The organism is Soonwooa sp. (assembly GCF_030151385.1).
Lineage (GTDB): Bacteria > Bacteroidota > Bacteroidia > Flavobacteriales > Weeksellaceae > Soonwooa.
The window spans coordinates 18,701-39,627 of the sequence record NZ_JASLDS010000053.1; the positions used below are offsets into that span (position 1 = coordinate 18,701).

A 20,927-nucleotide genomic window follows, 5' to 3' on the forward strand; every position below is an offset into this window, starting at 1 on the left:
CTAGCTGACCTCCAACTTAAACGGAAATTTGAAAAAACTATTAACTGTAGCGCCATTTAACGTTGCAGGCTTCCATTTACCGCCAACTTTTTTAACAGCTTTTATCACAGCCTCATTGAATTTTTCACTCGGACCAGTTGCCGTAATATTGGTGATATCACCGTCTTGGTCAACCATAAATCGAACCACCGAAGAATAAATCCCTGTGGGAAGTTTTACCTCGACCAAATTTGCAGCTTTGGTTTGAAAAGCTCTTGTGCCGCCAGGATAATCTGCTTGTTCTTCCACAACTTTTTGTGGTGGCGCAGCCTCATTAATAACTTGCGCAAAAACTGGCAAAGTCATTACTAACATTAAAAACAAAAGGTATTTTTTCATAAATTGTTTTTGTAAATATAGTATTTTAGAGAAAATTTAAAAACACATTAATGAACATCCTCGAAAATAAAAGCTTTCTCGGAAAATATGCCAGTGTCGTAACCTACGTACTTTTAGCGTTTCAGTACCTTATGATTGTGCTTTTCCCAAGCTCATTTTCGGATAAAGCCGAAGCAAGCTACATCTATCTTTGGTTTTATGATGTGTTTCTTTTCATGCCAACTGCCATTATTTTGTTTTTTCCATTAAAAGCTAGAAGAATAATCATGTCCTTAGTACTGATTGGGGGATTTATTGTTTTTTGGACTGCTTTTAGATTTAACACGGTTTTTATTAACACATTTGTGTCATTACTTTTCGCTAACAAAATGCTATTTTTTAGTATTGATGACGACCAGCGCGGAAAAATTCTAAAATGGAAAACGATTCGACTTTTTCTTGCGTTTGCCATTCTGCCATTTTTTTTCGTTTTTGAAAGTATCCTAGAAAGTACAGGTCTTGTACAACACGAAAAAATCGAAGATGCTATGGTCGCATCCATGGCTGGAAAACTCTTTATGTTTACGAGCTATTATCTCTGTCTTGCCTACCTTGAGTATCGCCGAATAAAAAAAGAAAACAAACTATGAAATTAAAATTCAATTTTAAAAACCTCATCATTGCGATTATTATTTTCGTTATTGAAGTACTTATTGCAACAACTTTTAAAGATATTTTCTTTGTTAGAGCATATCTCGGAGACGTTCTGGTGGTAATGTTGATGTACTACTTTGTTAAAGCATTTGTAGAAGTTAACAACACCAAATTAATAATAGCGCTTTTGATATTTTCTTGTATCGTCGAATTTTTGCAATACTTTCATTTTGCTGAAGTTTTAGGTTTCAAAGACAATAAAATTATGATGATTGTCCTCGGCAACTCTTTTAGTTGGATTGATATTTTGTGCTATTTGGCAGGCGGATTAATTCTGTATTTAATTGAAGTTTTAGTAAAATCAAAAAACAATTAATGTGGTAGCGATTTTATTTGTAATTATTTTAGCGATTGTAATTATTCTGACAACAAAAAGCCTAAAGGAAAAACGAATTTCGGTTTGGGAAGTCATTTTCTTTGTTGGTTACTTTGTGACGTTTCTAGCTTTTATTGTTGGGCTGATGATACATTCCGCAGATTATACGACTGCGATTGATCCAATAGATTCTTGTTACATCCCATTTGGTGGCACACATTTTTTTAGTTTGCTTTTTTACTTTGTCATTTATAATATTTCGGCATTTCTTATTTGGAAAAAGGGACGAAATCTTCCGCCATTGACTTTGGTGCTAAGTTTAATAATATTAATAATTGGTGTTGTGATTAGCTTTGTTGTGCTATTACAAATCGGATCTCACAACACGGAAAGTCTAGGTGATTTCAAAGGAAACGATGGAAGCTTTTTTTTCATTTGGGCGCCTTTATTCAATATGTTTATTGGGATTTATTTATGGATTAAAATTCTAAATGAAGAAAAAAACATCTCGCAAAACCGAACTTACAAAAATAAATTCCTCAATAACTGCAATCGGTTTTTATCTCAAAAATATGATATCACAATTTGGGCGTGGATTTTTCTACTTCCTGTATTTATAGTACTTACATTAATTTTGATGCTGTTTGGGCAAGACTATAACTCGCTAATTAAAGTTTTTACAGACACCACAACTTGGACATTTTCGCAACAATCGCATCCTCCAATATTGGATCACACAGGACATTATCTGTGTACTGTTGCGGCAAAAGGTAATCCGAATTTGGTAAAACCTTTGTACATCGGAAAGCGACATTCTCGTCCAATTATTGTCAATCGACAATTACAAATTGCCAATGCGTTCGAAGAAATGCTGCAAGACTTTTCGCCAAAAATTCATCAATTTGTTCGTGGCAATTATGACAAATACGGTTATAATCTTTCCCAAAAAATCAACTCCGAGTTTGGGTCAAATCTCACTTACATTTTGATGAAACCTTTGGAAGTTTTATTTCTGATTTCTTTATATCTTTTACAAACAAATCCCGAACACAAAATATCCAAGCAATACAGATGAAGCCTTTACTAAAATCTTTCTTGAAACGATTACTACTGATTGTGATTCCACTTGTTGCATTGTATTTTTATGCGCAAATGGCTTTTAAGCATAATATGGAGCGCGAGCATCCTACCGATGTTGGTCTCGGTATTGCATTTCTGGCAACAGGACTTTTGCTGGTGTTGTTGCTAATTTTCCTATTTGATATTTTTAAAAAACTAAAAGTCAAAAACTACAATATTGTAAAAATTGATGCCTTTTTTCTATTGTTCCTAAGTGCACCAATCGCCTATCTCATTTGTCAAATCACAAGTCGCGATTGCTTTTGCACAGCAGTAATTAACATTGGAGACTCAATATTTTAAAATTTTAAAATGATGAAAAAACTAGTCTTACTTTTTGCTTTGTGTTTACTGACCCAAACTATTTTTGGGCAAGAAAAAAAATCCGTTCTTTTAACAAAAGCTTTGCAGCAACTCAATCTAAAGGAATCTCAAATTAACCTAGATTTATTTGCAGAAAAAGTGATTCCCAATAATAACTCGCAAAGCATTCTTCTCATTCCAAAATACACAACCAACGAAGATGACTATATGGTCATGGATGCTTATGTGTTGATTGTCGACAATACTTCGGGAAAAATTCTTTACAAAAACTTCGAATCTGGTGCTTGGGTTTCGGATGCTATGATTTTATCAAGTTTAACAATTGATACAGGACTTTACATTCTTGCAGACCAAAAAAGGGCTTTTGGCGTCCGCGCAAATACACACAATATGAGTGGTCCCAATCCTTTTTCAACAGAAGAACTAAGCTTGTATCTTATTGAAAATAATAAACTTAACAAAATATTAAATAGTTTTGAAGTCTACAGTAGTAACGGTGAGTGGGACATGAAATGCGCTGGCGAGTCGACCACAGAAAACTCGGTCATCACTGTTGATAACCAAACCAAAAGCAATGGTCTCTATAATCTTAAACTAAAAACAGATGTCGAAAAGCTTATCAGAAAACCTGTAAAAGGCAATTGCCAATCAAAAACCACCAAAAGCCAAAAGAATTCTGTTTTAAAATTTAATGGAAAAGAATATAAGTGATAACGTAAGCACAAATAGCAAGTCATGAATCTCAAAGTATTTTTATTATTTTTTTGTTTAAGCTCAACTTTTGTTTGGGCGCAAAAAGTATTTAGCAATACAGGGATTACTGATATTTGCTTTAATGGAAGCATAGTCCAATTTTACCAAAAGGTGGGAAATAACCAGTACCACGATGTTGATTTTAAATTGGAGTTGGCTACTGATGACAAAGAAGAGTTTTCGCAAACTTTAGAAATCGATAAGGATATTAGGCCGTTAAATATTGCGGATAGAGAAATACACTTGATTAATAAAGATAACATTGTTAGTCTGCCGTTGCCACAGATAATGGAGAAATTAAAACAATCAACTTTTACTACGATTAGCCATCAACATCGTTCTACTTACTTTTTGATGCATCCCAATTTTTTTGAGGCAGTAGATTATGATCTTAATGACACAGACTTGGCAGATTATAAGACAAAGATCTATGGAGATTTTAGAAAAGTATATCCAGAAAATAGCAGTTATTACATTGTTGACCTTGGGAGTAACAAGTATGTTATCATTTTGGATCGTGCGCAAAAAATCATTTATTATGCTAAAGATGGTCTAAAAATGATTGGTGATTGGGATGAAGAATACCAGACTGTTAACAAAAATCCTATCAACTTCAACAATCTTTTGGATGTTAGTAATCCAGACAAATTTTGGTTGGTAACAAACAAGCATTTATTTGTGAAACCTGAAGGCAAAGGAAAGTACGTACTGAAGGATGTTTTTGGTGACAAGGTTTTGCCTACTAAGTTTGATACAATCTATAAGTATCAATATTTCATTGTTGGAAGGAATGGCAATGATTATAAAATCTACAACACCTATTTCAAAGAACTTCCGATAAAGAATGTGCGACAAGTATTTCCTGATCGTAATGGCTTAGAAGTCATCCAAGCGAATGAGCTAAATGTTTATGATATTAATGGCAACATTTTGAAAGAGTATTACAAGCAGCCTGTGAATGAGTATTGCGGTCTCACAACCTATTCCGAAAGTATTACAATCAAAAAGGATGACTCGCTGTACAAAGGTGAATATTATTTGCAAGCGTACAGACATGACGCCGGTTATCCCTATTACCATCAAGACTTTGTTATTACTAATATTCCCAAGGATGCCTGTCTAATTTTTGCTACGAATTCAGATTCTGTAGAACGAAACAATAGAGCAGGTCCCAAAAGTTGGATTAGCGAATCGGGAATGGTATATGTATGTAAAAATGCTTTGTGCGGCATGTATCAAATTCCTATTGTTACAGCGCAACCAGAAAAAATGGATTCCATTGGCAAAAATATTAGACAGGATGTTGTGTTGCCTCCATCAGAAATTGGGTTGTTCGAGAAGCTTCCTATTAAATACAAGAAAATCTATACCCTCAAAGGCAGAATTTATTTCGAGTCACAAAATGGATTTGGGATTTATGGCATTGTGAATAATCAAGAATTTGCGGAGCTAAAGCAAAAAGGTACTAACTATTTTCGTGTTAAAAACAAAAATGGCAAGTATGGTTGGCTTAGTCTCCGAGATAATAAAGTTTTGTGGGATACTTAAACATTGTTGAATTATGAAATCCAAACTATTACTTTTATTGTTTTTTTGTTTAAGCTCAAGCTTTGTTTGGGCGCAAAAAGTCTTTAGCAATACCGGAATTACTGATATTAGTTTTGATGGGAGCAATATTGATTTCTACCAAAAAATAGATAAAAATAAATACTATAGCGTTGATTTTAAAATCGAGAAAACGACCGACGATCGAGATTTTTCGCAAGAAATCGAAGTAGATAAAGACAAAATATTGTCACTAAAAGAGATTACGGATAACGACGAAATGCTCTTTAACAAAGATAACATTGTCAGTATGCCGCTTTCTCAATTAAAAGAAAAACTTAAAAAAACCAGTTTTAGTGCAATTGTCGACACAGATCGTCAAACTTATTTTTTGATGCATCCCAGTTTTTTTTGTGAAGCTACCTATGATTTGGAAAGAGAAGATTTAAAAGCTTATAAAACGAAAATTTATGGTGATCTCAAAAAAGCCTCCACCGAAAATTCTGGATATTGCCTAATTGATCTTGGCGATAACAAATTTGTCATCATTCTGGATCGTGCAGAGAAGCTTATCTATAATTCTAAAAATGGCTTAAAAATGATTGGTGACAAAAAGAAAGTTTATACAACAGTCAACAAAAATCCAATTAATTTCGACAAGCTTTTGGAAGTCACAAACCCTGAAAAATTTTGGATGCAAACACGAGACATCTATTTTGAAAAACCTGAAGGCAAAAACCAATATGCCTTAAAAAATGCCTTTGGAGAAAATGTTTTACCAGCAAAATTTGATACCATCTATCAATATGACTATTTCCTAGTTGGTAGGACAGGAACGGATTACAAGATTTACAACACTTATCTAAAAGAGCTCCCAATTAAAAATGTAAAATCTGTCTATCCCTACAAAAATGGCTTGCAGGTTATCCAAAACAATGAACTTAAAGTTTATGATATAGACGGCAATATCTTAAATGAATATTTCAAAACACCATCAAGTTCTTATTGCGGCACCATAAGCTTTTCCGAAGATATTAGCATCAGTAAAGATAATTCGTTGTACGATGGCGCTTATTATCTTCATGTCGTCCGTGATGTGGGAAGAGAGATCAACTACAAAAAGGATTTTATCATCACCAATATTCCCAAAGATGCCAACCTAAAATTTGCCGCTAATATTGATGTTTGGAACCGTAGCGATATTGCAGCACCACGCAGTTGGGTTGCTGAGTCGGGCTTGGTTCTTGTTCAAAAAAATGGTCTTACGGGATTGTATCAAATTCCCGATATTTCAATTAAAATTGATGATAAAGCATCTTCAAATAGCAATTCTAACAACGTTCAACCTCCATCAAAAATTGAATTGATTGAAAAACTACCGATCAAGTACAAAAACATTTACTCACTTAAAGACAGAATTTATTTTGAATCACAAAATGGCATTGGAATTTATGATCTTATGGAAAACAAGGAGTTTGCAGAACTCAAGTCCGAAGGTCCCAACTATTATCGTATCAAAGATAAAAGTGGTAAATATGGCTGGCTAAGTTACGCAGATAGTGAAATTGCATGGGATAATTAATTAGTAAAAGAATGAGATACTCAAAACTACTTTCAAGTTTGGCTTTTGTACTAATTTCACTCTTGGCTTGTTCACAAAAAAATGCTGATAAGGAAGCGCTTGTATTATCAAAATATCAAACAATGAAATTAAAAGATATCCCTTTTTCGGATAAAAATTTCTGTGCACTTATTTTAAAAAATAATCCTACCTATACTTCAGATACAGAAGTCAAAAATATTGATGAAATTACTATCGATGATGCAAAACTTAATTCTACAGAGGATTTAAAATATTTTTTTAATCTCAAAAACTTAAATCTCAGCAATTGTAATATTTCCGTTATCAATTTGGCAGAAAACCCGATTTTGGAAAACTTAAACCTATCCAATAACAAACTAAACGCCATCGACTTATCCCACAATCCAAATTTGGAAAGCCTAGACCTTAGTTACAACCAACTGCAAAATATTAATCTTTCTCACAATCCAAAACTTCTGCAAATCATTTTAAATAACAATAAAATCGACGAACTTAATCTTAGTCAACAAAAGCAATTAATTGGCGTTAATTTGTCATTTAATAACCTCAAATATTTAGATGTAAAAAATAACCTCCAACTCAAAAGCCTTTTTGCACAAAGCAATCAAATCGATTCTATAGAAACAGATTTTCTCAATAATCTAAAGGATCTAAACCTATCCGATAACAGACTCAACAAAATTGATTTATCAAAAAATACAGCTTTGGAGTCTATTGCACTTATCAACAATATGATCTCGGATATTAAACTTCCGATTGCAAACTTTACTTCAATTTTTTTATCTAATAACAAAATTGTCGATTTAGAACTTCCTCCTACTTTAAAGTTTGAAAGTCTTTGGTTGTACGAAAATCCGTTAAGCGAAAAAACGATCAAAGTACTTAGCGAGAAAAAGGGTGTAGAATTGGGCAATAAAAAATAATATATGAAAAAACTTTATTTATATCTCTTAGCCAATTTTTTTGTGCTTGTGGTCTTGAGCTTTCTTTTGGATTACCTATTTCTAAGTTTGCTCATGCAAAACACGGACGACTCCGAAGGGAAATTTGTGCAATTTCTGGCTTTATTACTCAGCATTTTGTCTATGCAAGCCAGCATACTTTTAAGTCTTTCGAGTATAACGATTTTCTTAAATTTGATTCCAGCTGTTCGTAAAAATTGGCTGTTATCTTTCATCAGTTTTTGCGGAATTTCCATAGGTTATTTAGTCTATCTATTTGTGGATAATTTCGCCAATGATGTAGCTGATTTAGGAGACTTTGTTAAAATAATAAAACCGTACTTAATCATACTTACAATGCAATTTGTTTTGACGTTCATAAGTTTTATCCTATTTAGAAAACGATTAAAAAAATTAGAATCCTTAAATTAAAACACCAATGATAACTGACTTTTTTTTGAATTTCACAGAACTCTTTTTGGGTTTAAAACCTTTAGTCATCAATTCCTATCAAAATGATGACGAATTTGAAGTAACACTTCTCATCGTTGGTGCTTTCGTCTTTTTATTATTGCTTATTCTATGTGTTGTAATTGGGCTTTTGTTTATTGCGATTGTAATTGGTTTGGTGAGTGCTGGGATCATTTCGACTTCTGTCTTGGTAGGATTTCAGCAACGTTCTGCCAGCAAAGGTTTCAAAACATTTTTTACAATCTCGTCGATTCTTGGCTGTAGCATTGTCTCTATTATTATCTTCGTTTTTCTAAACTCTCTATTTAATTGGGGGAATCAACAAGCTTCAATTTTCGCAGGAAGCCTTTGCGGAATTGCTTTTGGGTGGTTTATTGGATTTTTGATGTACAAAGCTTCTCTCAAAATAATCTTATTTCTTCAACGAAAATACAAGCTTATCACCACCAAAAAAGAACTTGATACATAAAACAAAAACTCCCAGATTTTGGGAGTTTTTAATATTAATTACGTTTGAAAATTATCTACCAAAAGTATCGTAATTATCTTCAGCATATTTGATCATTCTACTCAAAAGTGCCACATTATCCTTTTCTAAAGGCGACAAGTCGTTATCTACGTTATTAGAAATCGGCACATACCATTCCTGATTATCAAAAAATTGTCGATAAGTTTGTTTTTTAAACGAATAACCATGACGTGCAAACACCGCATTTTTGATAATTTCCATGTCAAGCTTTTTCATGTTTTTAAGGTCTTTTTCGGTTAGCTTTTGCTTGGAGGCATTAACATTAAAAATCGCATCCGAGGCATAACGTTGCTTTTCTGTGTCATAAGACTGTTTTGTGCCATCCTCATCTGTATAGGATACCTTTGCTTTTTTGGTCGTTGTCCAATCCACAATGTCAGAGCGGTCTCTGTCTAGCATCAAGTTAGGACTATAGACAAATTCTTTTTTCTGCAAACGGATTATTTTTTCTGGGAATTTTACAGCTTGTGGATTAAAAACTTTCCATCTTCCCACGAGGCTATCTTTCCTCAAATCAACAGAAAAACGACCATCGGTTTTATCATCGCCAGGTTCATCCAGAACAAATTTTTGCGCATTCTCATTATAGATACCGCGGAAAGGTCTTTGATTACCATTCACGACACTATAACCATAGACACTATCTTTTGTAATTCGGTTGATCTTAACCGATATTTTTTTGACTAAATAATTATCTTCATAGTCGACAGCATTGGGATTGTATATCGTTTCCAAATCGCCAGAGTAGACACCATACAATTCCTTATGAAATTCGGGTTCTATTGCCACAACAGCAGAATCTTTCTTGGCTTCGTCTTTTTTAACTTCGCCATCTTTTTTGCAAGAACTTAGCCCAAAGGAAAGTACAGCCAAGCCAATGATTAAATTCGTTTTCATAGTTTTATCTTTTTTCTTTTCTGTATTAAATATTCTACTAACAAAATATTAGGAATCCACCCTAGCCAAGCAATGATTTGGTAAACGTCCATTGGATTGGGATGGAATAAATATACTAAAATTACTTTCCACAATCGTAATGTTACTGCCGAAAAACATAAGGCATAACTTCGCCACATCCAATGTTGGTGTGCTTGCATATTCCGGTTTCTTACTTCTTGATAAGCTTTGTAAGTTGTATAAAACCAAAGTATTCCCAAAATAACAAACGAAATTTTGGACGCAATACCACCATTTGCAAAAAATCCCATGTAGATTCCTGACGTTGACGAAAATATTAAGGTTAAAATCACATAGATTCTGCCCGAAAAACGATGCAGTGTTTTTAAACTTTTATTAAAAAATAAAGCCACAAATCCCGCAATCAACACAAAAATACTGGTGTATACATGCGTATGGAAAATCGTTAAATATTCTGGTCGCGCCTCAACTTCGGTTTGTTTGATTGCTAAAAAATTAGCCATCGAATTGTAAGGAATATATAATAATGTTATCCGCAACATTAACACAAAAAAATAGATAAAACCTAGCAAAATTGCGGTCTTAAAAATCTTGTGCTGAATGTTTTGCTTAATTAACATATTATCTCATATTAAGTTCTTGCGCGATAAGCCAAGCTTCGCTCCAACAAGCTTGGAAGTTAAATCCGCCTGTTATCGCATCGATATTGAGTACTTCGCCAGCCAAAAATAAATTCGGGACCACTTTACTTTCCATGGTTTTGAAATTAATTTCTTTGAGGTCAACGCCACCAGCGGTTACAAACTCATCTTTGAAAGTACTTTTGCCATCTACTTGCAATTTCATTTCGCAAAGATTGCCAGCCAAAATTTGCATTTCTTTTTTGCTGATATTCGAAATCTGTTTTTCAGAATCTATTTTTGAATACGCTAAAAGGCTGTTCCAAAAGCGATTGGTTACATTATAGATTTTACTTTGTCCAATTGTCTTTTTCGGATTACTTTCTTTAAAATTAATAAAATCTTCCTCTGCTTCTTGTATCGATTTGGAAATAAAATTAACCAAAATCTCAAACTTATAATTTTCGCCAGCCAACAATCTTGCGCCCCAAGCTGACAATTTGAGAACTGCAGGACCGCTAAGTCCCCAATGTGTTATTAACAAAGGACCGCTTTCTTCTAGCTTTAATTTTGGGATGCTTACTTCTGCCCATTCGAAGCTGGTACCTGGATGCTCAGCTAGCAAAGGATTTTTGATGTTAAATGTAAATAAGGATGGTACCAAACTCACAATTTTGTGACCTAGACTTTCGACCAACTTTAGCGATTTTGGTGCGCTTCCTGTTGTGAAAACAACATAATCTGCATTGAAATTCCCTGATTTTGTTTCGATTAAAAACTGGTCTTCGGTTTTAGAAATTTGGCTTACGGTTGCTTGGGTAATGACCTCAACATTTTTGTTTTGGGTTTCGGTTTGTAACGCATTGATGATGCTTTGCGATTGGTTGCTATCAGGAAAAATGCGATTGTCATTTTCGATTTTTAAAGATACACCTCGACTTTCGAACCACTCCATTGTATCCCCTGGCTGGAATTTGCTGAAAACACTGCGCAATTCTTTTTCGCCGCGTGGATAGAACTTCACCAAATCTTGTGGGTCAAAACATGCGTGCGTCACATTGCAACGCCCTCCTCCAGAAATTTTTACTTTTTGGAGAACGTCTTTGTTTTGTTCTAGAATTTTGATTTGATATTTATTTTCGTCCAGATTGGCAGCGCAGAAAAAGCCTGCAGCGCCGCCTCCGATGATTACAACTTGCTTCATCAACCTTATGCTATAGATTTTAGTTTCAAAAGTACGATTTTTATAAACCATCTTTATTGACTAATTTTGAATCTTTGAATTTTTGCAATAGGGATGGAAGCGGCATCCTTTTTCCGGAGTGAGGTGGCGGAGCGTAGCGGAGCCAACCGAGCGGAGGGAAAAGATACAGCGAACAGCCCGACTCGAGCAGCTGCCAAAAGCTTTGGCGAGGGAATTGCCCAAAATAATAGACAAAACATGGAAAAATATTTTTATAAATTCGATGTGAGATGGAGCGACATCGATGCGAACCGCCACCTTGCCAATTCGTCGTACATGGCGTATTGTGCGCAAGCGAGAATGGCTTTTATGAACAAGGAAAAAATGGGATTGGCACAGCTTAATCGTTGGGGAATTGGTCCTGTGATTTTGCACGAAAGATTTTCGTTTTTTAAAGAAATCTATGCCGATCAAGTGGTATATGTTAGCGTAGAAATTGCTGGAAACTCCGAGGACGCGTCCATCTATCAGTTTGTGCATAACTTCTATTTGCCAGATGGTACCCATTGTGCTGTTGCCGAAGCGACGGGCGTTTGGATTGATATGATGTTGAGAAAAACGACAACGCCGCCAGATGATATTATTTTGGCTTTGGATAAATATAAAACGCCTGAAACAAAGGTCATGACGAGAGAAGACATCAAAGCTTTGCCTTTCCGACCTACGAATATCGATCCCGAAATTTTTAGCATTTAAGATTATGTTTGAAGATAAATCTCAAGAATTGACGCCCATCTCCAAACTTGGAGAATTTGGTTTGATAAAGCATCTTACGGAGCATTTTCCGCTGGAGAATTCGACTTCGGAATTGGGTGTTGGCGACGATGCTGCCATCATAAATCCTGATGGTAAAAAAGTGGTTGTTACAACAGATGTCTTGGCAGAAGGTGTGCATTTCAACTTGGGTTATGTTCCACTAAAACATTTGGGTTATAAAGCGGTTGTGGTTAACCTTAGCGACATTGCTGCGATGAATGCTGTGCCAACACAGATTTTGGTTTCGTTGGCAGTTTCCAATCGTTTTCCTGTGGAAGCTTTGGAGGAGTTGTATGCCGGAATTCAGTTGGCCTGCAAGCATTATAAAGTGGACTTAGTTGGCGGAGACACAACGAGTTCCAACGCTGGATTGGTGATGAGCATCACAGCAATTGGTCTCGAAAATGACGACGAAATTGTTAAAAGAAGCGGTGCAAAACCAAATGATCTTTTGGTGGTTTCTGGTGATTTGGGAGGCGCTTATTTGGGACTTCAGATTTTGGAAAGAGAGCATTCGGTTTTCTTGTCAAACCCAAATATGCAGCCAGAAATGGAAGGTTACGACTACATCCTCGAACGTCAATTAAAACCTGAAGCAAGAACGGATGTAAAAAATACTTTAAAGGAATTAGGCATCAAACCTACGTCTATGATTGACATTTCGGATGGTTTGGCGTCAGAAGTTCTGCATCTTTCGGACCAGTCCAAAGTTGGTTTCCGCGTTTATGAAGAGAAAATCCCATTGGATAATTTAACGATGAGCACTGCAGAGGAATTGAATCTAAATCCTGCAATGGCAGCGCTTAACGGTGGTGAAGATTACGAATTGCTGTTCACGATTGCGCCAGAAGATTTTGATAAAATTGTTGGACATCCAGATTTTAGCATCATCGGTCACGCAACTGAATTGAATGATGGCAATCACCTTATCGCAAGAGGTTCTAACCAAATGATTCCACTTACAGCGCAAGGCTGGGACGCTTTCCTTAATAAAGAATAATTTTCTTCACGAAAATTTGAAATATAAAAAACAAAAAGACCTCAATTGAGGTCTTTTTTATGTTTTTCGATGGCGCTTTTTACGACGTCAATTATTTTTAATTCTTCATTTTCCCAACAAAGTTCTTCAGCAGCTTTATCAAGATTGTCTTTGTAAAAAGCTTTTCCGTTGTTGAGGACAATATTAATTTTTTCAGCAAGATGTTTTGGGTCATGTGAGGTAATGGTCTCCCCGACTCCAAATCCTGTTGCAATCCTTTTCAGCTCAGGGAAATCCGAAACAACAACAGGCACTTTTGCTTGGACATAATCCGAAATTTTATTTGGTAAGGAGTAATAATAACTTAAGCCTTTATTTTCTTCAATACTTAGTCCTACATCAGCCGTAGGTGTTATTTTTCGTAAATCGGCGGGATAAAGTTTGCCAAGAAATTCCACTTTATCAAGGACTTTATGTTCTTCCGCAATTGCGCGAAACTCAGCTTCCATTGGTCCGCCACCAGCAATTTTTAAAACAGCATTATCGACATATTGCATCGCCATAATGGCTTTATCAATTCCTCTAGAATAGTTAAGCCATCCTTGGTACAAAATAATCTTTTTCTGCTCAGAATCAAACTGTTGCACATCTTGTTTTCTCGGAAGATTCCTAACGACAATTGGTCGCTTGATGTGATATTCTTTTACAAACCAGTCTGCATAAGAATCACTTGCTGTAATCATATTTTCCAGCTTGTGAAAATAATTTTTCTCGACCCATTTCCAAAATTTTTGTGAAGCCTTACCTTGTACAGATGGCATCTCGCTAAACATTTCGTGGCTGTCGAAAACCAAAGGAATATTTAATTTTTTGGAAAGTTTAAAATTTGGAATAATCGTTTCTAAATCATTGGAGTATAAAACGGAATTTTTGTCAGTTCTTTTCTTTAATTCTTTATAAAGTTTGAACATAAATTCCGGATAAGCCAACTTCAAGGTTTTGGATTTCAACGAAATGCGTGTCACAGGATAGTTACGTTGCATCGCTGGCGCGCCTCCCCAATCATTGCCGATTAACTCAACATCGTAACCGTGATCAATAAGTGTTTGACAAGTTTTTTCGACGCGTTGGTCGGTATAGAGATTACTGAAAACACTTACTATAATTCGCATTAATTTGATTTTTTAAAAAATATATGATAGACTTGGACCAAAGCCAAAATCCCATTTGGTATAATAACTGGCCAAAGCAATCCGTTATAAATACCATAAATGACGAAACAAACGCAGCCAAAAAAATTAATGATTCTAATGGTTCTGACTTTGCTCGTCAAGAAACTCCCAATTATGAATACAGAAGCTAGATAGCCAACATATTCTACCCAATTATGGTTCATGATTTTTAGTTTTCACAAACTTACTGAATTTTAAAAATTCTAGAAAAAATAATTTGATTGTCCGCTTAATTACCCAAATTAAGAAACAATGTCATTCAGAGCGAAGCGAAGAATCTCAAACACTTGATTCTCAGAGATTCCTCCTACGTCGGAATGACAAGCTTTGTTTAAAAAAATAACTTAGGCACAATTAGGATAATCATAAAAAATAATGTCAGAAAGTCCATTTTTTTAGAATGGTAACAAATTTGCAAATCAAAAAGTGTAAAATTCAATATTTTTTGTTGTAATTTTATTATAACCTTATTAACACGGAGATAAAAAATGGATTATAAATTTTCAGATGGTTTGAATCGCGTGTTCAAACAAAGTAAAAACGAAGCAAGGCGTCTCCAAAGCGAGTTTCTAAACACCGAGCATTTTTTGTTAGGTATTATTAAAACAGAAAACTCTGCTAAAGAAATCCTTGAGGGTCTTAATGCAGACCTAACGCAAATCCGAAGAAAAATCGAAACGCTGAGCACAGCTAATAGTAATCCGTTTGTGAGCAATATGGGAAGTATGTCGCTGACCAAAATGGCTGACCAATCGGTAAAACGTTCTGAGCTAGAGTGTAGACAATACCAATCTTCTGAGATTAATACAGTGCATTTGTTATTGGGTATTCTTTATAAACAAGAAGATCCAACTTCACATATTTTGCAGGCTTATGATATCGACTATGAGCGTGTCCAAACTGAATATCAAAAGATGTTGAAAAACACCGATCAGTTGCCACAAAATAGTGCTTATGACGATGATGAAGAGCGAGAAGATTTTTCTCAAATGAAAAAGCCAACTGGTAATCTTGGTACTGGTAAAAGCAAAACGCCGACTTTGGATAATTTCGGACGAGATTTGACGTCTTTAGCAAAAGATGGAAAGCTGGACCCAGTAATTGGTAGAGAAAAAGAAATCGAAAGAGTATCACAAATTCTTTCTCGCAGAAAGAAAAACAACCCACTTCTAATTGGTGAGCCTGGTGTTGGTAAGTCTGCTATTGCAGAAGGTCTAGCGCTTAGAATTCATCAGAAAAAAGTATCGCGTGTCCTTTATGGCAAACGTGTTATCACTTTGGATTTGGCAAGTTTGGTTGCGGGAACTAAATATCGTGGGCAGTTCGAAGAACGTATGAAAGCGATTATGACAGAGTTGGAGAAAAACCGTGACGTCATCCTTTTCATCGACGAGTTGCATACTATTGTTGGTGCAGGTAGTTCTACAGGAAGTTTGGATGCTTCTAACATGTTCAAACCAGCATTGGCACGTGGCGAAATCCAAGTAATTGGTGCAACGACTTTGGACGAATATAGACAGTATATCGAAAAAGATGGTGCTTTAGAAAGACGTTTCCAAAAAGTTATGGTAGAGCCAACTTCTATCGAGGAAACAATCCAGATTTTGCATCAGATTAAAGATAAATACGAAGAACATCACAATGTACATTACAGCGACGAAGCGATTAATGCTTGTGTTAATTTGACGGCGCGTTACATCACAGACCGTTTTTTACCAGACAAAGCGATTGATGCGATGGATGAAGCAGGTTCTCGTGTTTATATTAAAAACATGAAAGTTCCGACTGAGATTATCGATTTCGAAACTAAAATTGAGGAAGTTAAAGAGCACAAGCAACAGGCTGTTAAAAAGCAAGATTATCTTGAAGCTCGTAAACTTAAAGATGAAGAAGAACGTCTTCAAATCGAACTTAACCTTGCTCAGGAAAACTGGGACAAAGATGTTAAAGAGAAAAAAGAAGAGGTTACCGAAGAAAATGTTGCCGAAGTTGTATCGATGATGAGTGGCGTTCCTGTTACTAAAGTTGGTAAAAACGAATTGGACAAACTTTCTGCGATGGATGACAAACTTAACGGTAAAGTTATCGGTCAAGAAGAAGCTGTTAAAAAAGTGGTTAAAGCCATCCAACGTAACAGAGCTGGACTAAAAGATCCTAACAGACCAATCGGAACCTTTATTTTCTTAGGAACAACTGGTGTTGGTAAAACCGAATTAGCCAAAGTTATGGCACGCGAACTATTCGACTCTGACGATGCTTTGATCAGAATCGATATGAGTGAATATATGGAAAAATTCGCGGTGTCTAGATTGGTTGGTGCGCCTCCAGGATATGTTGGTTACGAAGAAGGTGGACAGTTGACAGAAGCTGTTAGACGTAAGCCTTATTCTGTAATTCTTTTGGATGAAATCGAAAAAGCGCATCCTGATGTATTCAATATTTTATTACAAATCTTGGATGAAGGTCACGTAACAGATAGTTTAGGTAGAAAAATTGACTTCCGTAACACGATTATCATTTTGACATCTAACATTGGTACTAGAGACCTTAAAGACTTTGGTGACGGTGTAGGATTTGGTACTTCGGCGAAGAAAACGACCAGCGATGCTCGTGCTCGAGGAACAATCGAAAATGCTTTGAAGAAAGCTTTTGCACCAGAATTCTTGAACCGTATTGATGACATTATTATCTTTAACTCTCTTGAGAAAGATGACATTAAGAAAATCATCGATCTTGAACTTAACAAATTGTATTCTAGAATCGAAAAGTTAGGTTACAAAGTTCAATTAACTGACGAAGCGCGTGACTTTATCGCAGAGAAAGGTTGGGACAAAGATTTTGGAGCACGTCCATTGAAACGTGCTATCCAAAAGTACATCGAAGATTTGCTAGCAGAAATGTTGGTTAACAAGCAGATGAAAGAAGGTCAATTGGTGACTCTTAGACTTAACGATGCTAAAGATGCATTGGAAAATGAAACACCAAAAAAAGAGCGTAAAAAAGAAAGCGCAGAATAATATTATTCTTATAAATAAAAACGGGCATCCAAATTTGGATGCCCGTTTTCTATTGTTTATAATTTCGTTTTAATTACTTACCGCCTGCTGCTTTGTAATACTCTAAAGCTTGAGGCATTTCTGCATTAATGTCTGCAATTCTACTTTGTGGATTCGGGTGAGTTGACAAGAACTGAGGAACAGAACCACCAGTAGATGCTGCTTCCATTCTTTGCCAGAAAGTTGGTGCTGTTCTTGGATCGTAGCCAGCCATCGCCATTAACATTAGTCCCATTTTATCAGCTTCTAACTCTTGTTTTCTACCATAAGCCAATAATCCTACTTGTGCTCCTACAGGATAAACTTGTTGAAAAATGCTTGCCCATTGTGCATTGTTGATAGAACTTCCCAAAATAGAACCTCCATATTGCGCGATCATCGCTTGAGAAATACGCTCGTTACCGTGTCCTGCTAAGGCATGAGAAATCTCGTGACCCAAAACAACTGCTAGCCCAGCATCATCTTTAGTAACGGGAAGGATTCCAGAATATACAGCTACTTTTCCTCCTGGCATACACCAAGCATTAAGTTGTGGATCTTGTAATAGATTGAACTCCCAATTATAATTTGCTAAATCCGATTGTCTACCAATACTGGTATAATACTTTTCAGCTGCTTGTTTAATACGATTTCCGACAGTTTTTACACGATTAGCATCCGCAGTCCCAGTAATCACTTTTGCCGACAATAAAGTCGTTTTGTATTCTTGAGCTGCCATTGTAGCAATCTCAGAATTATTTGCAAACTGTAACGACGATCTACCAGTTACGGGATTCGTTACGCAGGCAATTAATGACATCGAAATTGCCCCTATTCCTAATATTTTTGTTACTTTCATAGTTTAGGATTTTATAAATATTCTCCAATTAACAACTTTTATTCCAATTATCTAAATTCGAATCTCAATTAGCATTAATTTTGCTTTATCTTCAACAAAATTTAATTATGAAAAAGTTTAGTTTAATCATATTTTGCCTCGGTTTGTTATCATTAAGTTCTTGTGCTACACAAAACTATATGGAACCTACGGCAGTTAATACAGTAGTTGGCAAATCAGAATTTTCGTTCCATGCAAAATCTGCATTGCCAACCAACATAGACGTCATTAATGTGATGAACTCTATGCCTGGAGGAAGTTCTTCAAGAATAACAAACTTGGATAGCGGTTATGGATTTGATCTAAAATCGGACAAATTAGAAGTAACACTACCCTATTTTGGAAGATTGTACAATGCTAGCTATGGCGACATCAACAAAAACTCTTTTCGATTTGAGTCAAAAGATTTCCGAGTGTCAAAAACGCAAAACAAAAAGGGTAATTGGGTTGTAACGATTAATATCAATGACCAATCGAATATGCCTACTTTTATTTTGGAAGTATACAAAAACGGAAGTGCATTTTTATCGATTAGTGCTAATGACAGACAACCAATTAGTTACGATGGATACATCTCTAATTTACTCACGAAATAGAATTCAAATCAAACTGCTTGAAGTAAAATTCGTCAATTCGAGTGATTTTGAAAAAAGTCAATTTTGAAAATTGTATCGAGAATAGAATTTTATTAAGACTTCAACAATTTATTAACAAACTCACGTGCTTCAGAACTTGGATTAGCCAACAATTCTGAAGCATTTTTTTTATGTTCATTAAAAGCTTCATCCAATTGTTGATCCTTTTTAGTTTGTTCTAAAATATAAGCCTGAACCCAATATTGAAAACGTTTTTCACCCTGTAATTTTCGAACTTCTTCAAAACGGCCACTTGATTTTTTCAAAGAAATAAAATCATCAATTTTTTCGTAAACATTTTCTAAACCTTGATGATTAAGCGCCGAACCAAGCAAAATAGGAACTTTCCAATCTTTCTCTTTTGGTGGCATAAATTGAAGTGCGCGCGTCAATTCCAGCTTTGTATTTTTGGCTTGCTGAAGATTTTCTTCCGACACTTTATTAATGAAAATAAGGTCTACCATTTCCATAATGCCACGCTTGATGCCTTGCAACTCGTCGCCACCACCAATAATTTTTAGAAACAAAAAAACATCGGAAATATCGGCAACCAAAACTTCACTCTGCCCTACGCCAACGGTTTCTATCAGGATATAATCATAACCAGCAGCTTCACAAATTAACATCGTTTCAAAAGTTGCATTGGCAACACCACCCAAAAATCCAGAACTTGGACTTGGACGGATAAAAGCATTCGGATCTTTAGCAAGGTCTTCCATTCTGGTTTTATCACCGAGAATACTTCCTTTGTTAATCGCCGAACTTGGATCAATTGCAAGCACCGCAACTTTCTTTCCGTTCTTGATGGCGAGTTGTCCGAAGCTTTCTATAAAAGTAGACTTGCCAGCTCCCGGAACGCCTGTAATCCCAACTCGAATTGATTTTCCTGTGAAGGGCATAATCGCTTTAAGAAGTTTTTCGGCTTTTTCGCGATGTTCCAACTTTTTACTCTCAACCAAAGTGATCGCCTTAGCAATCAACCTCTTATCACCAGACTGTATACCTTCAACTAAAGTTTCTAAGGATATTTCAACGCTCATCTTGAGAATTTGGAATGTTTATAAATTGTTTTTAAATCGGAGTCGTTTCAGTTTTAATTTATAAATTTGAAATAACTCAAAGATCAAAAATAATGAAAAAATACCTATATACCGCTGTTTTTGCTTTGACTTTGGTTTATTCTTGTACCTCAAGAAATACTGCAAATAGCGAAGGAAGTTCTTACGGCATTACCAAAGAACAAATGACAACAGCGAAAACATTGTATGACGCAAGATGTGGGAAATGCCACGATTTGCCAGCAACAACGGATCATACTGCTAGCGAATGGAGACCGATTATGGAAAGAATGGCTCCTAAAGCGAAACTAAGCGCAGAAGAAGGAACTTGGTTATTGGCTTATGTAAGTGCCAACGCAAAAAACTAAACCCAATCACATTTTTATATTAAACAAGGCGCGCTTTTCATAAATGAAAAGCGCGTTTTTTATTATATTTGAAAAAACGCTTCTTATGAAAAAAATTCTTTTTGGCTTTGTCATTTTAAGTATTGTCGCTTGTAAAAAAGAAAACTCAACGACAATTAGCGCGACCAAACAAGATGTCAAATCTTGTAAATCATCCGATTTTGAAAAGAAAATTTTAGAACTTGATGAAATAAAAACACAAGCAAAATATCTCGATTCTTTGACACAAGGTAAAGGAAGAATTGCCTTTATGGTGGATAGTACAAAGGCTGATAACAATTGGGACTACTCTATTTCTGTTGGATATAATGGACCAGAAAGATTCGAAACCTATCATATTTTTGAAGCATCAAGCAACTTATGTGATTCGTTAAAAATAATTGATGCGGTTAGTGGCGAAACGATACCAGTAAAGAAATGGCAAGCCGAAAAAACTTTAGATAAATAAAAAAAATCTTCAGGGATTCCTGAAGA

Annotated in this window: 23 protein-coding genes; 16 read left to right on the forward strand and 7 right to left on the reverse strand. The window is 35.4% G+C overall.

Annotation, left to right across the window (positions count from 1 at the left end):
* A complete protein-coding gene (locus Q1V95_RS10115; protein ID WP_300673335.1) occupies positions 1 to 378 on the reverse strand; it encodes an energy transducer TonB in 378 nt (125 codons plus the stop codon).
* A gap of 50 nt (positions 379 to 428) precedes the next feature.
* Here Q1V95_RS10115 and Q1V95_RS10120 point away from each other — a divergent pair, with 50 nt between their 5' ends.
* The 9 genes from Q1V95_RS10120 (at position 429) to Q1V95_RS10160 (ending at position 8,612) form a co-directional block, all read left to right on the forward strand.
* The gene (locus Q1V95_RS10120; RefSeq protein WP_300673337.1) at positions 429 to 1,007 is read left to right on the forward strand and encodes a hypothetical protein; all 579 of its coding nucleotides are present in this window, start codon (positions 429 to 431) and stop codon (positions 1,005 to 1,007) included.
* Positions 1,004 to 1,387, forward strand: coding sequence for a DUF2809 domain-containing protein (locus Q1V95_RS10125; protein ID WP_300673338.1), 384 nt, complete (start codon positions 1,004 to 1,006; stop codon positions 1,385 to 1,387). Before Q1V95_RS10120 ends, Q1V95_RS10125 begins: the two co-directional genes overlap by 4 nt.
* A 1-nt stretch (position 1,388) precedes the next feature.
* On the forward strand, positions 1,389 to 2,462 hold the full coding sequence (locus tag Q1V95_RS10130) for a DUF6688 family protein (protein ID WP_300673339.1): 1,074 nt from the start codon (positions 1,389 to 1,391) through the stop codon (positions 2,460 to 2,462).
* Positions 2,459 to 2,809 carry a hypothetical protein gene (locus Q1V95_RS10135; RefSeq protein ID WP_300673340.1) on the forward strand — a complete coding sequence of 117 codons (351 nt, stop codon included), beginning with the start codon at positions 2,459 to 2,461 and terminating at the stop codon, positions 2,807 to 2,809. The genes Q1V95_RS10130 and Q1V95_RS10135 overlap by 4 nt, the downstream gene beginning before the upstream one ends.
* A gap of 9 nt (positions 2,810 to 2,818) precedes the next feature.
* Positions 2,819 to 3,541: a hypothetical protein gene (locus Q1V95_RS10140; protein ID WP_300673342.1), complete on the forward strand. Its 723-nt coding sequence runs from the start codon at positions 2,819 to 2,821 to the stop codon at positions 3,539 to 3,541.
* Positions 3,542 to 3,694: 153 nt separating this feature from the next.
* A complete protein-coding gene (locus Q1V95_RS10145) occupies positions 3,695 to 5,131 on the forward strand; it encodes a hypothetical protein (RefSeq protein WP_300673343.1) in 1,437 nt (478 codons plus the stop codon).
* Between the two features lie 13 nt (positions 5,132 to 5,144).
* On the forward strand, positions 5,145 to 6,710 hold the full coding sequence (locus Q1V95_RS10150) for a hypothetical protein (RefSeq protein WP_300673344.1): 1,566 nt from the start codon (positions 5,145 to 5,147) through the stop codon (positions 6,708 to 6,710).
* Between the two features lie 122 nt (positions 6,711 to 6,832).
* A complete protein-coding gene (locus tag Q1V95_RS10155) occupies positions 6,833 to 7,654 on the forward strand; it encodes a hypothetical protein (RefSeq protein ID WP_300673346.1) in 822 nt (273 codons plus the stop codon).
* A gap of 457 nt (positions 7,655 to 8,111) precedes the next feature.
* Entirely contained in the window at positions 8,112 to 8,612 is a 501-nt protein-coding gene (locus Q1V95_RS10160; protein WP_300673347.1) for a hypothetical protein, read from the forward strand.
* 51 nt (positions 8,613 to 8,663) lie between these two features.
* Here the strand turns inward: Q1V95_RS10160 and Q1V95_RS10165 are convergent, their stop codons facing one another.
* From Q1V95_RS10165 to Q1V95_RS10175, 3 genes are all read right to left on the reverse strand, one after another.
* Positions 8,664 to 9,569 (reverse strand): YARHG domain-containing protein, encoded by a 906-nt coding sequence (locus tag Q1V95_RS10165; protein WP_300673349.1) that lies wholly within the window; start codon positions 9,567 to 9,569, stop codon positions 8,664 to 8,666.
* The gene (locus Q1V95_RS10170; protein ID WP_300673351.1) at positions 9,566 to 10,093 is read right to left on the reverse strand and encodes a DUF2306 domain-containing protein; all 528 of its coding nucleotides are present in this window, start codon (positions 10,091 to 10,093) and stop codon (positions 9,566 to 9,568) included. The genes Q1V95_RS10165 and Q1V95_RS10170 overlap by 4 nt, the downstream gene beginning before the upstream one ends.
* A gap of 118 nt (positions 10,094 to 10,211) precedes the next feature.
* The gene (locus tag Q1V95_RS10175; RefSeq protein ID WP_300673353.1) at positions 10,212 to 11,465 is read right to left on the reverse strand and encodes an NAD(P)/FAD-dependent oxidoreductase; all 1,254 of its coding nucleotides are present in this window, start codon (positions 11,463 to 11,465) and stop codon (positions 10,212 to 10,214) included.
* Between the two features lie 186 nt (positions 11,466 to 11,651).
* Here Q1V95_RS10175 and Q1V95_RS10180 point away from each other — a divergent pair, with 186 nt between their 5' ends.
* Positions 11,652 to 12,149: an acyl-CoA thioesterase gene (locus Q1V95_RS10180; protein ID WP_300673356.1), complete on the forward strand. Its 498-nt coding sequence runs from the start codon at positions 11,652 to 11,654 to the stop codon at positions 12,147 to 12,149.
* 4 nt (positions 12,150 to 12,153) lie between these two features.
* Complete coding sequence (gene thiL / locus Q1V95_RS10185) at positions 12,154 to 13,209, forward strand: thiamine-phosphate kinase (RefSeq protein WP_300673358.1); 1,056 nt, start codon at positions 12,154 to 12,156, stop codon at positions 13,207 to 13,209.
* A gap of 41 nt (positions 13,210 to 13,250) precedes the next feature.
* On the opposite strand, the gene Q1V95_RS10190 is transcribed toward thiL, so the two are convergent.
* Positions 13,251 to 14,360: a glycosyltransferase gene (locus tag Q1V95_RS10190; protein ID WP_300673360.1), complete on the reverse strand. Its 1,110-nt coding sequence runs from the start codon at positions 14,358 to 14,360 to the stop codon at positions 13,251 to 13,253.
* Between the two features lie 23 nt (positions 14,361 to 14,383).
* On the opposite strand from Q1V95_RS10190, the gene Q1V95_RS16295 reads away from it, so the two are divergent.
* Together Q1V95_RS16295 and Q1V95_RS10200 are read left to right on the forward strand one after the other, a co-directional pair.
* Positions 14,384 to 14,551: a hypothetical protein gene (locus Q1V95_RS16295; protein WP_366143278.1), complete on the forward strand. Its 168-nt coding sequence runs from the start codon at positions 14,384 to 14,386 to the stop codon at positions 14,549 to 14,551.
* Between the two features lie 357 nt (positions 14,552 to 14,908).
* On the forward strand, positions 14,909 to 17,437 hold the full coding sequence (locus tag Q1V95_RS10200) for an ATP-dependent Clp protease ATP-binding subunit (protein WP_300673363.1): 2,529 nt from the start codon (positions 14,909 to 14,911) through the stop codon (positions 17,435 to 17,437).
* Between the two features lie 73 nt (positions 17,438 to 17,510).
* On the opposite strand, the gene Q1V95_RS10205 is transcribed toward Q1V95_RS10200, so the two are convergent.
* Entirely contained in the window at positions 17,511 to 18,314 is an 804-nt protein-coding gene (locus tag Q1V95_RS10205) for a M48 family metallopeptidase (protein ID WP_300673365.1), read from the reverse strand.
* Positions 18,315 to 18,421: 107 nt separating this feature from the next.
* Here Q1V95_RS10205 and Q1V95_RS10210 point away from each other — a divergent pair, with 107 nt between their 5' ends.
* Complete coding sequence (locus Q1V95_RS10210; protein ID WP_300673367.1) at positions 18,422 to 18,949, forward strand: DUF4251 domain-containing protein; 528 nt, start codon at positions 18,422 to 18,424, stop codon at positions 18,947 to 18,949.
* Between the two features lie 92 nt (positions 18,950 to 19,041).
* On the opposite strand, the gene meaB is transcribed toward Q1V95_RS10210, so the two are convergent.
* On the reverse strand, positions 19,042 to 20,028 hold the full coding sequence (gene meaB / locus Q1V95_RS10215; protein WP_300673369.1) for a methylmalonyl Co-A mutase-associated GTPase MeaB: 987 nt from the start codon (positions 20,026 to 20,028) through the stop codon (positions 19,042 to 19,044).
* Between the two features lie 92 nt (positions 20,029 to 20,120).
* Here meaB and Q1V95_RS10220 point away from each other — a divergent pair, with 92 nt between their 5' ends.
* Together Q1V95_RS10220 and Q1V95_RS10225 are read left to right on the forward strand one after the other, a co-directional pair.
* On the forward strand, positions 20,121 to 20,414 hold the full coding sequence (locus Q1V95_RS10220) for a hypothetical protein (protein ID WP_300673372.1): 294 nt from the start codon (positions 20,121 to 20,123) through the stop codon (positions 20,412 to 20,414).
* A gap of 85 nt (positions 20,415 to 20,499) precedes the next feature.
* Positions 20,500 to 20,901 carry a hypothetical protein gene (locus tag Q1V95_RS10225; RefSeq protein ID WP_300673376.1) on the forward strand — a complete coding sequence of 134 codons (402 nt, stop codon included), beginning with the start codon at positions 20,500 to 20,502 and terminating at the stop codon, positions 20,899 to 20,901.
* Positions 20,902 to 20,927 lie beyond the last annotated feature (26 nt).